The organism is Testudinibacter aquarius (assembly GCF_004342725.1).
Taxonomy (GTDB): Bacteria; Pseudomonadota; Gammaproteobacteria; order Enterobacterales; family Pasteurellaceae; genus Chelonobacter; species Chelonobacter aquarius.
Map to the genome: position 1 here is coordinate 1 of NZ_SMCP01000007.1, position 14,635 is coordinate 14,635.

The following is a 14,635-nucleotide window of genomic DNA, read 5'->3' on the forward strand; positions in this document are numbered from 1 at the left end:
GAATATACAAGGGGCGGATTATATATCCGCCCGTTTACGAAGTGCGGTATAAGCACTTAATCAATAAAGGAAAAATGCAAAGTGCGGTTCGGGCGAGTGCAATAGCCCTCCATGCGATCAATCCAAAAAACACAGCCGCTACTCTTATGTCAAAGGCGTTCCTTTCAATAATTTCCTGATCCAAGTGCGGTTTGGGCTGAGGGCTTGCAGGATATCTTCGCCTAGTGGAATCGGTTCGCCTAGAATCTGACAGACTAAGGCTTCAGCCAACAGCGGTGCGGAGGTTAAGCCACGCGATCCGAGTGCAGCCAGCAGGTATAAATTGGGGTGATATGGTGCGGTAGCGATCGGTTGACGGCGCCGACGCAGGTTGAATAGGTTGTGATACACGTTGGCGGTTTGCGCAAAGTTTGGCACACAGCCCATCATCGGAATGCGTTCACGGGTGCTGCAACGCACACCGATACGCGCTAAATTGTCATCTGTCTTAATTTCCGTTAACCAGTCACAGCCAGCCAGATTCTGTCGTAGTTTGTCAGCGTTTTGCTGTTGTTCTGCGGTACTGAAAGTGCGGTCAGCACTATTTCTCAGGTGGCTGGCGCCAATGCAGTGGCTTTGTTGTGCTTGATCGACCGGTGTTAAATAACCATCGTAGCAGAGCACTGCTTTCAGGTTCTTCAGTTTTTCTCCCGTCGGAATTTGGCTGACTTGTCCGCGCACCGGGTAGAGTGGAAGTTTGCTGGTTTGGTCAAATTGGGTTATTTGATGACCATTAGCCAGAATCACCACTTGATGTTCAAACTGTGTATTTTGATTAGTAAACAGCTTCCAGTGGTTATTTTCAGCTTGTAAATCGATGATCGATTGCTTGAAATGAATCGTCAGACCGCACTTTTGTAACTGTTCAAACCCATTTTGCACCAGTTGTTGCGGCGCCAGCCAACCGCCTTTGGGGATAAAAGCGCCATCGCAATTTAATTCAATTCCGCTTAAACGACTCAGCTCGGCTTGATCGCAAAAATGCAATAAATCGGTGCCCCATTGTTGCTCGATAATGTGGGCTAATTTTTGTTTGACCTTACAGTTGTACGCACAAATTGCGACCCCTTGCCAGCCGGATTCAAACTCAATACCTTGCTGTACCAGATCTTGCAATTGTTGCAGTGCATAAGCGAAGGCGTAGGCGTAAAAGCGGCTGTTGCGCAGGTCATCATCACTGAGTTGTGGATAAACCGCACCCTGTTTGTTGCCGGAAGCGTTCATTGCCACTTGTTCATCTTCGCAATACAGCGTGACTTTTAATCCGCGTTTCAGACAGGAAAGCGCGGTAAACAGTGAGGCGACACCGCCGCCGACAATCGCAATGTCTTGCACTGGATTTGTGTCGCTGACCGCACTTTGGGCATAATACCAAGGGGCTTTGACAGCTGCACCGGTAACGGCAGATCCGTCCGGTTTATAGCCACACAGCATTTCCCGTTTATGGGCGAATCCTTTGCGTTTTGTCACCTCGAATCCGGCTTGCTGCAAGCCAATACGCACCGCACTGGCGGCGGTAAAAGTGGCGAACGTAGCATGGGGTTTACTGTAACGATACATCGCATCATACAGATTTTGCGACCACATTTGTGGGTTTTTGCTCGGCGCAAAACCATCTAAAAACCAAGCATCAATTTTTTGCAGCATGTTATCGCCTAACAACGGCAAATTCTCATGAATATCGCCAAACCACAGATCCAGTGCGGTTTCGTCAAAATGCAGGCGGTAGCAGCCTTTTAGGCTTAACGGATAATGCTGTCGTAAGCGCTGGCTGAGTGCAGCAAACTCAGGAAATGCCTTGTGTGCTTGTTGCAACTGCTCTGGGCTTAATGGGTATTTTTCAAAGGAAATAAAATAGAGCCGTTTTAAAATATGCTCGGGATATTGCTGCCGAAAACGACGGAATAATTGCGTGCAAGTAAAGAAATTTAATCCAGTACCGAAGCCGCTCTCCGCCACTATAAAGTGCGGTTGTGCGTGCTGTTGCCAGCGCTGCTCCAATTGGTTTCCTTCCAGAAAAACATAGCGACTTTCCGCTGCGCCGTTTTGTACCGAAAAATAGATGTCATCAAACTGTAATGAAATCGGAGTATCATTAGCTTGAAAAGCTAATTGCGGCGCTTGGGTTGTCAGTTTTTTATTCATGGTGGTCGATATTGATCTTGGATTGATAGCTGAAGATTACGGTACGCTATTTTAACCGTTATTAGAATAGAGATGTTGCGTTAAAATCATACTAACGACTTTTTGCATAAAAAATGTGCAAAAATAGTGACTGAAGGTAATTAAAACTTGCAATATTCTATTTTCATAGTAATTTATTCAGCTAACAGTTGTACGTTGAAATTTGTTCCGCAATAAGCGGGTCAGTTTGAAAAAATATTACGTTTTGATGAAGGAAGGTTGGAGTAAATGAAAAGAGCAGTGATCACCGGTTATGGCATTATTTCGAGTATTGGTAATAATAAAGCGGAAGTGCTGGCTGCTTTGCAGCAAGGTAAATCCGGTATTACCAGTGTGCCGGAATTCATTGAGATCGGTATGCGAAGCCATGTTGCCGGCACCATCAAATTGAATCCGGCGGAATTGATTGACCGTAAAGTGATGCGTTTTATGGGTGATGCAGCGGCGTATGCCTATTTGTCGATGCAGGAAGCCATTGAACATGCCGGTTTGGCGGCGGAGCAAGTCTCAAATGATCGCACCGGCTTGGTGATTGGCGCCGGCACCGGCTCTGCACATAATCAAATCGTTGCAGCAGATGCGATGCGCGGTCCACGTGGGGTGAAAGCCATTGGTCCTTATGCGGTCACTAAAACCATGGCATCCAGTGTTTCCGCTTGTTTGGCTACGCCATTCAAGATTCGTGGTGTGAATTACAGCATCAGCTCAGCTTGCGCTACTTCAGCGCACTGTATCGGGCATGCGGTGGAATTGATCCAATTAGGCAAGCAAGATGTGGTGTTTGCCGGCGGTGCAGAAGAATTGGCATGGGAATGCGCCTGTGAGTTTGATGCCATGGGTGCATTGTCAACCAAATACAATGACTGCCCGGAAAAAGCTTCGCGCACCTATGATGCGGCACGTGACGGTTTTGTCATTTCCGGCGGCGGCGGTGTGGTCGTGGTTGAGGAACTGGAGCACGCCTTGGCGCGTGGCGCTACGATTTATGCGGAAGTTGTCGGCTATGGCGCTTCTTCCGACGGTTATGACATGGTGGCACCGAGCGGTGAAGGCGCAGCACGCTGTATGCGCCAAGCGATGGCAAGCGTAGATACACCGATCGATTATTTAAATGTACACGGCACGTCAACCCCGGTTGGAGATGTGAAAGAACTGGAAGCGGTGCGTGAAGTGTTTGGTGACAATACACCGGCGATTTCGTCGACCAAAGCGATGAGCGGCCATTCGTTGGGTGCAGCAGGTGTGCACGAAGCAATTTATTCATTGTTAATGCTGAACCACGATTTTATTGCACCGAGCATCAATATTGACGAATTGGACGAAAAAGCACAGGGCATGAATATTGTAACTGAAGCGCAGTTGGATAAAAAACTGGACACGGTGATGTCAAACAGCTTCGGCTTCGGCGGCACCAATGCGACCTTGATTTTCAAGCGTTATGAGTAAATCGATTATTGACAAAAATATTTGATCAGACAAAGTAGGAGCGGATTAACTATCCGCCCCAACTTTTACAATATTAATTTAAGTGTTCTAACTTTGTCAGCAATCTGTATTTGCTTTATAACAATCTGTTATTTTATCGGTAATTCTCTCCTCATTCTGTTTAATAAGACATCTTTATACTTTTCCTTAATCTTTTAAGATTTCTTTCCTATATGCTTTCAACTAAGATAGCGCAATTAGAAATTATCAGTGGCTCAGCATTGATATACGGTAGAGATTAAAAAATGAATCAACCAACATTAAAACCATTTCCCGTTCCTGTCAGCTATTTTGGCATTACATTAGGACTATTTGCCATAGGGTTGGCATGGCGGCATGCACAGCTACTGTTTCCTGAGATTTCACCCTTGATCGCTGATATTATTCTGTTTGTCAGCGGTATTGTGTGGTTATTGTTGCTCGGCGTTTACCTTGCCAAATGGGTGATTGCCGCCAATAGTGCGCGGGAAGAGTTGCAGCATTTGGTCGTTTGCTGCTTTATCAGTTTGATCCCGATCACAACAATGCTATTGGGTATGGCGCTATTACATGTGATTTACCCGGTTGCATTATGGTTGATTCTACTTGGTACGCTAGGGCAGCTGTTGTTTGCCGCGTACCGCTCTGCCGGGCTATGGCGTGGCATACACAAAGCAGAAGCGACGACACCCGTGATTTATTTGCCGACAGTGGCTGCCAATTTTGTCAGTGCTATCGGGTTGAGCGAATTAGGCTATGTTTCATGGGGGATGTTATTTTTTGGTATGGCAATGCTCTCTTGGTTGACGCTGGAGCCGGCAGTATTGCAGCGTCTACGCAATTTGGGGGCGCTTGATGAAGCCATTCGCCCGGTGATCGGTATTCAGCTAGCACCGGCATTTGTTGCCGGGAATGCTTATTTTCATCTGAACGGTGGCGAAGTTGATGCGCTGAGTCTAGCATTGCTTGGCTACGGACTATTACAGTTCGTCTTTTTGGCACGCTTGCTTCCTTGGATTTATGCTAAAGGCTTCACGATGGGATTTTGGGGCTTCTCATTCGGGTTGGGGTCACTCGCCAATGTGGGACTATACTTAACACAGATGACAAACGGGCAGGGAATTGCCGAATTAGGTCTGATTTTATTTGTACTCGGCAATATCGGCATTGCTTTGTTGCTGATTGGAACGCTGATTCGTATTGCTCAAGGGCGCTTTTTGCTAAAATAAAGCGTCGCTAATCCGATTCAAATCTGTAAAAAATCGTGAAAATCAGGTAATCTAACGGAAATTTGTTTTTTTATTTTTTATTGCCATCGGAATAACAATAATGTCAAAAAAATTAATCAAAGCACTTGATGCTATTGATCTTAACATTCTGGATGAACTTCAGCGTAACGGCAAGATTTCCAATATTGATTTATCACGCAAGGTCGGATTGTCGCCGACGCCTTGCTTAGAGCGGGTGCGTCGTTTGGAAAAACAGGGGATCATCACGGGCTATCGGGCGCTGTTGAATCCGGAGCTATTGGATTCTGCGCTGTTGGTGATTGTTGAAATCACGTTGGTGCGCGGCAAGCCGGATGTTTTTGAAGAGTTCAATAAAGCGGTGCAAAAACTGGATGAAATTCAAGAGTGCCACTTGGTGTCGGGGGATTTTGATTACCTGCTGAAAACACGAGTGGCGGATATGGCAGCATACCGTAAATTGCTGGGTACAACCTTGCTACACCTGCCGGGCGTGAACGACACCCGCACTTATGTTGTCATGGAAGAAGTGAAACAAACCAATTACCTGCAATTGAAAGCGAAAACCCAATAAAAGACCTAAACCATGATTCGACACCTTCGACCACAATATACGGCTAAGCAGTATATTATTGAAATTATTCTCGGGCTGATAGTACTGTTCGGCGTGTATCTTATTATCGCTTGGTCTAGTTACAGCCCTTATGATAACGGCTGGACAGTTGCCAGCCCGCAGCAACAACCCTTAAATAAAGCCGGTGCTTTTGGTGCTTGGTGTATAGATTTGCTGTTTGCGCTGTTTGGCTCGGTTGCCAATATTATTCCGTTTGTAGTGGTCGTTTCTTCGATCTTACTGCTGCGTAATCGTTGGCGTGATCAATTCAGCAAAGGGCGGGCTTTACTGCGACTGTTCGGGTTTTTATTATTGTTATGCGGATTGACATCATTAGCCGCATTGCTACTTTCTAATAGCGATACCTACCTTGCCGGTGGTGTGCTGGGCGGTTGGTTGATCCAAAGTCTGTATCCGTCATTGGGCATGTTCGGTAGTTTTATGGCTGGCTTTAGTGCTACGGTAGTCGGTTTTATTCTGAGTTCAGGTATGTCTTTGATCATGCTTTTAGTCAGCGCTTATCAATGGCTGACTGCCAAATATGACGAAGAAGATGAAGATGATGAGCGTAACCAAGCCACGCCGCAGCCAGAGTCGCCGGTCGGCGAACTTTCCGAGCCGGCAGTTTCGGCGGGTTCGGTTGAACAGTTGGAAGAAATTTTCTTGCCTGACAGTGTGTTGCAAGCAAGAAAAGCTGCTGTTAATCGTGCGACAGAATCTCAATTGAGTGCAAAACTATCTGATGAAGCTCAACGTCAGGCAGCGCCTCCGATCATTGTCGGGTTGAATGAGACTGTACCTTCGACAGCCGATCAACCTCGTGATACGAGACTTTCGGCTGAGGCGTTACCGCGCTTTGGTAATTATCAGATCGAACAAACCACTGAACTACCGAAAGTGTCGATTGCAGCAAGCGCAGTAGCGCAAGCGAACGATCCAACGTTAAGCAATCTTAATCTGCCAGAAATGGAAGGTATGCCGAAAATCAGTTTGGCAACAGCTACCTCAATATCAAAGGATACCGAAAATACGATAGCCGCTGGTGCTACACTCAATTCAGCTTCAGAAAATACTGTTTCAGAAAATACTGTTGAAGAGCCGGATGAAGAGTTAATCAACGATTTGGCACGCCAGTTTGCCGAGCGTGAACAACAACGTTTGGCGCAAATGCAGCAAGCGGCACAAGCACTGAATGCGGAAAAAGAGTTGCAGGTGATCTTAAATCACGAGGATGCGGCGCAAGCGAAAGCGACACCAAACTACAAACCGTATGAAAATAGCTTGATACATCCATTGTTACAACCAAAAGTGAGCCACAGCGGCAAACCGACTACACCGTTGCCAAGTTTGGATTTGTTGGAGCAGCGCAAAGCCGAACAGCAAGACATCAGCCGCGAGGAAATCGACGAAACTTCCGCACAGATCGAACATCAACTGCGCAATTTTAATGTTAAAGCCAAAGTGCAGAGTGTGTTGGTCGGACCGGTGGTTACTCGTTATGAATTGGAGTTGGAGCCGGGTACTAAAGCCTCGAAAGTCAGCGGGTTGGATACCGACTTGGCGCGAGCCTTAATGTTCCGTTCGATCCGTGTGGCGGAAGTGATTCCGGGCAAGCCCTATATCGGTATCGAAACGCCGAATCTGCGTCGTCAAACCGTGAGTTTGCGTGATGTGCTGGCGAGCAAGCAATTCAACCAAAGCAATGCTATTTTACCGCTCGCTTTGGGCAAAGACATCAGCGGTGAACCGATTGTAGTTGATCTGGCGAAAATGCCGCACTTGTTGGTTGCCGGTTCGACCGGATCGGGCAAATCGGTCGGGGTCAACAGCATGATTTTAAGTCTGCTGTATAAACGCAAACCGGAAGAGGTGCGTTTTATCATGATTGACCCGAAAGTGGTGGAGTTGTCGATTTATAATGATATACCGCACTTGCTGACCGAAGTGGTGACCGACATGAAAAAAGCCGCCAATGCGTTGCGTTGGTGTGTAGACGAGATGGAACGCCGCTATCAATTGCTGTCGTCGTTGTATGTGCGCAATATCGAAGGTTTCAACGGCAAGATTGACGAAGCGGAAGCGATGAATCTGCCGATTCCAAATCCGACCTGGCGCCCGGGTGATACTATGGACAGCATGCCACCGACGTTGGAAAAATTGAGTTATATCGTGGTGATTGTCGATGAATTTGCCGATTTGTTGATGGTTGCCGGAAAACAAGTGGAAGAACTGATCGCCCGCTTGGCGCAAAAAGCGCGTGCGGTGGGGATTCATTTGATTTTGGCAACGCAACGTCCGTCGGTCGATGTGATCACCGGCTTGATTAAAGCCAATATTCCGAGCCGAATTGCGTTTACCGTCGCTAGTAAAATCGACTCGCGCACTATTCTGGATCAAGGCGGTGCGGAAGCGCTGTTAGGGCGTGGCGATATGTTGTATTCGGGACAAGGTTCGTCCGAACTGATTCGGGTGCACGGCGCTTTTATGAGCGATGAAGAGGTCAACAAAGTGGCTGACGACTGGCGCGCGCGCGGCAAGCCGCAGTATCTGGATGATATTGTGGTCTCGCAAGAAGAAGAGAGCAGCGAAAGTGCGGTTGGCGCTGATGATGATATTGATGAGTTGTTTGACTCGGTGGTGGAATATGTGCTGACAACCGGCACAACCTCAATCTCTTCGATTCAGCGCAATTTCAAACTGGGCTTTAACCGTGCGGCGCGGATTGTCGATCAAATGGAAGCACAAGGGATTCTCTCTTCGCCGAATAACGGCAAGCGGGAAATTTTGGCACCACGTAATCAGTATGATTAGGGCTGTTGATTTTTATGATAAAAGTAGGGGCGGATTAACTATCCGCCCGAACCGCACTTTGCATTTTTCCATTATAGATTAAATGCTTATGCCGCACTCCGTAAACGAGCGGATATATAATTCGCCCCTACATTGCCTAATAACCAAAATTGATTTAAGAACCTATGACGAAATCCATTGTCTTATTTGTACGCAACTTGATTAAACGTATTAAAGGAAAGAACATGAAATATCTGAACAAAACCGCACTTTTACGCCACACTGCACTTGCGGCATTGCTGTTTTCAGCCACGGCGAATGTGTGGGCAGCGGCAGTCGATGAATTGCAACAGCGCTTGGCGGAAGTGGGTTCTTACAGTGCCGATTTCAACCAACGAGTGACCAGTGCTGACGGTAAGTTGGTGCAGGAAGGCAGCGGTAAATTTCAGGTGAAACGTCCGAACCTGTTCCGTCTGGACAGCAAAAAGCCGCAAGAAACGCAAATTATCGCCGACGGCAAAACGCTGTGGTATTACGATCCGTTTGTACAGCAAGTCACCGCACGCAAGGTGTCAGAAGCGATTGATAACACCCCGTTTATCCTGTTGACCAGCAATGATCCGAAGCAATGGAACAACTATACGGTCACACAAAAAGATGATACTTTTACCCTGACGCCAAAAGCCAAAGATAGTGCGATCAAACGCTTCGAAGTGCGGATCGACAACAACGGTTTGTTGCGTAATTTCAGCACCGTCGAACAAGACGGACAGGCGAATTTGTATATGCTGCGTAATATGAATAATGTGACGTTGGACAATAAATTGTTTCAGTTTAGCGTACCGAAAGGGGTGGAACTGGATGATCAGCGCTGAGCCAGCGTTAAGTCAGCGTTAAGTTAACAGGGAACAAGAGCGTGAATAATCTCTCGTTTGATTTTGCCGAAAGTGATTTCCGTCCGCTGGCGGCACGGATGCGCCCGACTACGCTGGACAACTATTTCGGGCAGTCGCATTTGCTGGCAGCGGGCAAACCGCTGCGCAAAGCGATTGACGCCGGGCACATTCACTCAATGATTTTGTGGGGGCCGCCCGGCACCGGCAAAACCACCTTGGCGGAAATTTTGGCGCAGCGGATTAATGCCGAAGTGGAACGTATTTCAGCGGTCACCGGCGGGGTGAAAGAGATTCGCGAAGCGATTGAACGAGCCAGACAGAACAAACAAGCCGACCGCCGTACCATTTTATTTGTCGATGAAGTCCACCGTTTCAACAAAAGCCAGCAAGACGCATTTCTGCCGCACATTGAGGACGGCACGATTATTTTTGTTGGTGCCACCACCGAAAATCCCTCGTTTGAACTGAACAGTGCTTTGCTGTCCCGTGCCAGAGTGTATCTGCTCAAAGCGCTGAGCCAAACCGAAATTCAACAAGTGCTGCAACATGCACTGAGTGACAGCAAGTGCGGTCTGGGCGGAGAACACGTTCAATTGGAAGAGAATTTACTGGCGATATTAGCTGAATATGTCAATGGTGATGCGCGTTTAGCCCTGAATTGCCTCGAATTAATGGTCGATATGGCAGATGAAATTGACGGCAAAAAGCAACTTACCCAAGCCCTGCTGATTGAAGTTTTAGGTGAGCGGCAAGCTCGCTTTGATAAGCAGGGGGATCGTTATTACGATTTGATTTCGGCAGTGCATAAATCGATTCGTGGCTCTGCGCCGGATGCGGCACTGTATTGGTATGCCCGCATTATCACCGCCGGTGGTGATCCGCTGTATGTGGCGCGCCGTTTGTTGGCGATTGCTTCGGAAGATGTCGGCAATGCCGATCCGCGCGCAATGCAAGTGGCACTCAGCGCGTGGGATTGCTTCACCCGTGTCGGCGCTGCCGAAGGTGAACGGGCGATTGCACAAGCGATAGTGTATTTGGCGGTGGCGCCGAAAAGTAATGCGGTGTATCAAGCTTTCAACACTGCCAAACAACAGGCAACTCAATTCCCTGACTATGACGTGCCACCGCATTTGCGTAATGCCCCGACCAAGCTAATGAAATCACTCGGCTATGGCGTGGAATACCGTTATGCCCACCATGAAGAACACGCCTATGCCGCAGGGGAAAACTATTTTCCGCCCGAGCTGAAAGACAGTCGCTATTATTTCCCGAGCGAGCGTGGCGTGGAAGCCAAAATTAAGCAGAAACTGGATTGGCTGGCACAACTCGATCAACAAAGTGACAAAGTGCGGTATCAAGATTAATCAACTCGAATTAAGGAGAAAGAGATGTTTCAATTAACGGATCCTCAATTATTCAAAACCGAGTGTTATATCAATGGCGAGTGGCGCCAAGCTTTAAACGGCGAAACGGTTGCGGTATTGAATCCGGCGATCGGCGAGGTGATTGCCGAAATCCCGCAAATGGCGGAACAAGAAGCGCTGCAAGCCGTGGCTGCGGCACATCAAGCACAGCAAGCTTGGCAACAGAAAACAGCTAAACAACGCAGCCAACTCTTGCGCAACTGGTTCGAGCTGATTGTGCAGCATAAACACGATTTGGCGACGATTTTGACACTCGAACAAGGCAAACCGCTGGCAGAAGCGCAAGGCGAAATCCTCTACGGCGCCTCTTACATCGAATGGTATGCCGAGGAAGCCAAACGGATTTACGGCGACACCATTCCGGCGCCAAGTGCGGATAAACGCATTATTGTCACCAAGCAAGCGATTGGCGTTTGTGCTGCAATCACACCGTGGAATTTCCCGAATGCGATGATCACCCGCAAAGCAGCACCGGCATTGGCGGCAGGTTGCACCTTTGTCATTCGTCCTGCTTCGCAAACCCCATTATCCGCCTTGGCATTGGCGGAATTGGCTGAGCGTGCCGGCATTCCGCCCGGGGTGTTCAATGTGATCACCGGCAGTGCCACTCAAATCGGTAAAGTGTTGACCGAAGATGAGCGGGTGAAAAAATTCAGTTTCACCGGCTCGACCCAAGTCGGGCGTTTGCTGATGCAGCAATGTTCATCAACCATTAAAAAAGTCTCGTTGGAGCTGGGCGGCAATGCACCGTTTATTGTATTTGATGATGCCGATTTAGAGGCCGCCGTGGAAGGTGCCATCGCCTGTAAATTCCGCAATGCCGGGCAGACCTGCGTCTGTGCTAATCGAATTTATGTACAAAGTGCGGTTTATGAGGCTTTTATCGAACGCTTTAAAAGTGCGGTAGCCGGCTTAAAAATTGGTAACGGTTTAGAACAGGGCGTTACGTTTGGACCGTTAATCGATCAAAGTGCGGTAGCTAAAGTGGAACAACATCTCGCCGATGCGTTGAATCACGGGGCTGAAATTGTCTGTGGCGGTATGCCGGCGGAACAAGGCGGATTGTTCTATCAACCGACGATTGTGCGCAATGTGACCGCTGAGATGAAAGTGGCAACCGAAGAAACCTTTGGGCCATTGGCGCCGATTTTCAAATTTGAAACCGAAGACGAGGTGATAGCCGCGGCCAACGCTACTGAATTTGGTTTAGCGTCTTATTTCTACAGCCGTGATATCGGACGGATTATGCGAGTATCAGAAGCCTTGGAATACGGCATGGTGGGTGTTAACAGCGGCATTTTATCCAACGAAGCCGCTCCGTTCGGTGGTGTGAAACAATCGGGCTTGGGGCGTGAAGGCTCAAAATACGGGATTGAAGATTATTTAGAGATCAAATATATCTTATTGGGTGGATTAGATAAATGAATTGTCAGGCAGTATGGGAGTAAGTGCGGTAATTTGGCTACCGCACTTTAGGCCGTCGGCTGGTTAGCGGCTCGGCTGGGCATCCTCCACCGGTGCCGGAGCGCTGTCTTGCTGTAACTCCAAGGCGTCCCAAACACTGGGTTGTCTTTCAACCGCACTTTCGACGTCACTTGGCGCAGCATCCTGTAGTGAGGTTGCTGCCGCTGGTGCAGCACCGCTCGGAACGACTGCCGAGGCGGAGGCACAGAAATTCTGGTTTTTATCCGTCCACACCGGAATCGTGCGGCTGCTGTTGCAATTCCAGCTGCCGTAATCATTAATGCCAACCCATTGCAGATTATCGGATTTGGGTAAATTTAATACCGTTGGCGGCATCAAACTGAGGTATTCACGATATACACTGAGTGCGCCACTGGCACCGGTCAAGCCGGTTTTGCCGTTGTTGTCACGCCCCAACCAAACCGTGGTGACATTTTCACCGTCAATACCGACAAACCAAGTATCACGCGCCTCGTTGGTGGTGCCTGTTTTGCCGGCTAAACGGTATTGGGCAAAATTTTGTTGCAAACTGCGCCCGGTGCCACGCTCTACGGCTTGCTGCATCGCATACAACGTTTGAATCGCCGCCTCTTCCGCAACCACTTGTTGCGGCTCGAATGCCCGTTGATAAATTACTTCGCCGTTGCGTTGATACACACTTTCAATCGCAGAAAGCGGAATTTTTTTGCCTTCATTGGCGATCACTTGATACAGTTTGGTCACGTCATAAGGCGAAATGGAATAAGAACCTAGCAACATCGCAGGCACTTTTGGAATTTTAATTTGATCCCAACCCATCGCCTGCTGCACATCGATCACTTTATCCAAGCCCACTTTCATCCCGATATTGACCGTCGGCACATTTAACGAACGTACCAACGCATCTAACAACATCACCGAGCCACCAAATTTATTATCATAGTTGCGTGGCTGCCAGTCAGCACTGCCTTTGATTTTAATCGTCAAAGGACGATTTTCAATCGGGGTATTCAGCCGAAAATTTTGTGGTTCTGATAAGGCAGCGAGATACACCGGCGGTTTTACCAACGAGCCGATTTGACGCTGTGAACGTAATGCACGGTTGAAACCGGCATATTGGGTTTGTACGCCGCCAACCATTGCCAACACGGCGCCGTTGCGATAATCTGCAACGACGATTGCCGATTCCAAATCGGCAATTTTTTGTTTTACTTTTAATTGTTGCACCGCATTGATCAGGGCGCGCTCGGCAGCACGCTGTTTCTGGCTGTCTAAGGTGGTGAAAATGCGTGCGCCGGACAGATTATTGGCTTTCGCTTCGCCCAATTGCTGTTGCAGATCTTGTTGTAACAGCTGCATAAATGCGGGTTGTGATTTGTTAATTGAACCGCGAGCCTGCACCCCAAGCGGGCGTGCACTGAGCAGATCATACAATTTTTGATCGATGATTGCGTGTTCCAACATGGTTTTCAGCACCACATTGCGCCGTTGTAAGGCATTATTCGGGTTGCGCCACGGGTTATACAGCGACGGACCTTTCACCATACCGACCAATAACGCAATTTGGTCGAGGCTGATTTCTTGCACCGGACGTCCGAAAAAGAACTGGCTCGCCAAGGCGAAGCCGTGAATTTGGGTGTCGCCGTCTTGCGCCAGATAGACCTCGTTCAGATAGGTTTCTAAAATCCGATTTTTATCGTAACGAGCATCCATCAGCACCGCCATTAGCGCCTCGTTCACTTTACGGGTCAGGCTGCGTTCATTGCTTAAAAACAGGTTTTTCACCAATTGTTGGGTCAGGGTGCTGCCGCCTTGCACAGTTTGCCCGGCTTGAATATTGGTGATCAAGGCGCGGCTAATCCCCAACAGACTGACGCCGTCATGTTGATAAAAACGGCGATCCTCCACCAACAACAGGGTATCGATTAATAAGCGCGGGTATTGATGCAGTGGGGTTGCGAGGCGATCTTCATTGTTGGATTGCAACATCGCAATCAACTTGGGGTCAAAACGGAATTCATCAACGGCACGGCGGTTGACTAAATCTTCGATAACGTTCAGTTTATTTTGATTAAAACGTAGCCGCAATACGCGCTGTGGCTCGGCACCGTCCGGGAACGGAAAAGCACGGCGGATTAACACAATGCTGTCGTTTTCCACTTTGAAATCGCCCGGTGTGCCTAATAAGTTGGTTTGGCGGTAGCCGTTGTCCAGTAATAGGCTTGTGATTTGATTCAGCGAATCACTGTCGGAGCGGCGCACACTTTGAATATTACCGTAAACTTCCGCCGGCAGTTGCCACAATTTGCCGTCCATTTTGGAACGAATCTGTCCGTCCAAATAGATCAAGTAAAACGCTGCACAGCAAAGTGCGGTAAAACCGACTTTCAGCCCGAACATCAGGCAGTTGTGGCGGTTAAAACGCCTTTTTGGTGCGGATTCATTTTTTTTAGCAGCGGTTGAATTTGGCATTGTCTTTTTTGCGGCAGTCATGCGTTTCGGTTTCTTGTGTGTAAATGAGTGCAAATTGTATCA

Annotated in this window: 9 protein-coding genes; 7 read left to right on the plus strand and 2 right to left on the minus strand. The window is 48.2% G+C overall.

Going from position 1 to position 14,635, the window contains the following annotated elements; translation table 11 throughout:
* Positions 1–144: 144 nt before the first annotated feature.
* A complete protein-coding gene (gene mnmC / locus EDC16_RS08225) occupies positions 145–2,184 on the minus strand; it encodes a bifunctional tRNA (5-methylaminomethyl-2-thiouridine)(34)-methyltransferase MnmC2/FAD-dependent 5-carboxymethylaminomethyl-2-thiouridine(34) oxidoreductase MnmC1 (protein WP_132967293.1) in 2,040 nt (679 codons plus the stop codon).
* A gap of 267 nt (positions 2,185–2,451) precedes the next feature.
* On the opposite strand from mnmC, the gene fabB reads away from it, so the two are divergent.
* The 7 genes from fabB to EDC16_RS08260 all read left to right on the plus strand — a co-directional run bounded on the left by fabB (position 2,452) and on the right by EDC16_RS08260 (position 12,082).
* Positions 2,452–3,669, plus strand: coding sequence for a beta-ketoacyl-ACP synthase I (fabB, locus tag EDC16_RS08230; RefSeq protein WP_132967295.1), 1,218 nt, complete (start codon positions 2,452–2,454; stop codon positions 3,667–3,669).
* A gap of 284 nt (positions 3,670–3,953) precedes the next feature.
* Positions 3,954–4,916 carry a dicarboxylate transporter/tellurite-resistance protein TehA gene (tehA, locus tag EDC16_RS08235; RefSeq protein ID WP_132967297.1) on the plus strand — a complete coding sequence of 321 codons (963 nt, stop codon included), beginning with the start codon at positions 3,954–3,956 and terminating at the stop codon, positions 4,914–4,916.
* Between the two features lie 100 nt (positions 4,917–5,016).
* Positions 5,017–5,508 (plus strand): leucine-responsive transcriptional regulator Lrp, encoded by a 492-nt coding sequence (gene lrp / locus EDC16_RS08240; protein WP_132967299.1) that lies wholly within the window; start codon positions 5,017–5,019, stop codon positions 5,506–5,508.
* Between the two features lie 12 nt (positions 5,509–5,520).
* Positions 5,521–8,358, plus strand: coding sequence for an FtsK/SpoIIIE family DNA translocase (locus EDC16_RS08245; RefSeq protein ID WP_132967301.1), 2,838 nt, complete (start codon positions 5,521–5,523; stop codon positions 8,356–8,358).
* A gap of 224 nt (positions 8,359–8,582) precedes the next feature.
* Complete coding sequence (gene lolA / locus EDC16_RS08250) at positions 8,583–9,212, plus strand: outer membrane lipoprotein periplasmic chaperone LolA (RefSeq protein ID WP_132967304.1); 630 nt, start codon at positions 8,583–8,585, stop codon at positions 9,210–9,212.
* A 41-nt stretch (positions 9,213–9,253) separates the two neighbouring features.
* Positions 9,254–10,597: a replication-associated recombination protein A gene (locus tag EDC16_RS08255; protein ID WP_132967306.1), complete on the plus strand. Its 1,344-nt coding sequence runs from the start codon at positions 9,254–9,256 to the stop codon at positions 10,595–10,597.
* A 24-nt stretch (positions 10,598–10,621) separates the two neighbouring features.
* Positions 10,622–12,082 carry an NAD-dependent succinate-semialdehyde dehydrogenase gene (locus tag EDC16_RS08260; protein WP_132967308.1) on the plus strand — a complete coding sequence of 487 codons (1,461 nt, stop codon included), beginning with the start codon at positions 10,622–10,624 and terminating at the stop codon, positions 12,080–12,082.
* A 63-nt stretch (positions 12,083–12,145) separates the two neighbouring features.
* On the opposite strand, the gene mrcB is transcribed toward EDC16_RS08260, so the two are convergent.
* On the minus strand, positions 12,146–14,593 hold the full coding sequence (mrcB, locus tag EDC16_RS08265) for a penicillin-binding protein 1B (protein ID WP_425275606.1): 2,448 nt from the start codon (positions 14,591–14,593) through the stop codon (positions 12,146–12,148).
* Between the last annotated feature and the right edge of the window lie 42 nt (positions 14,594–14,635).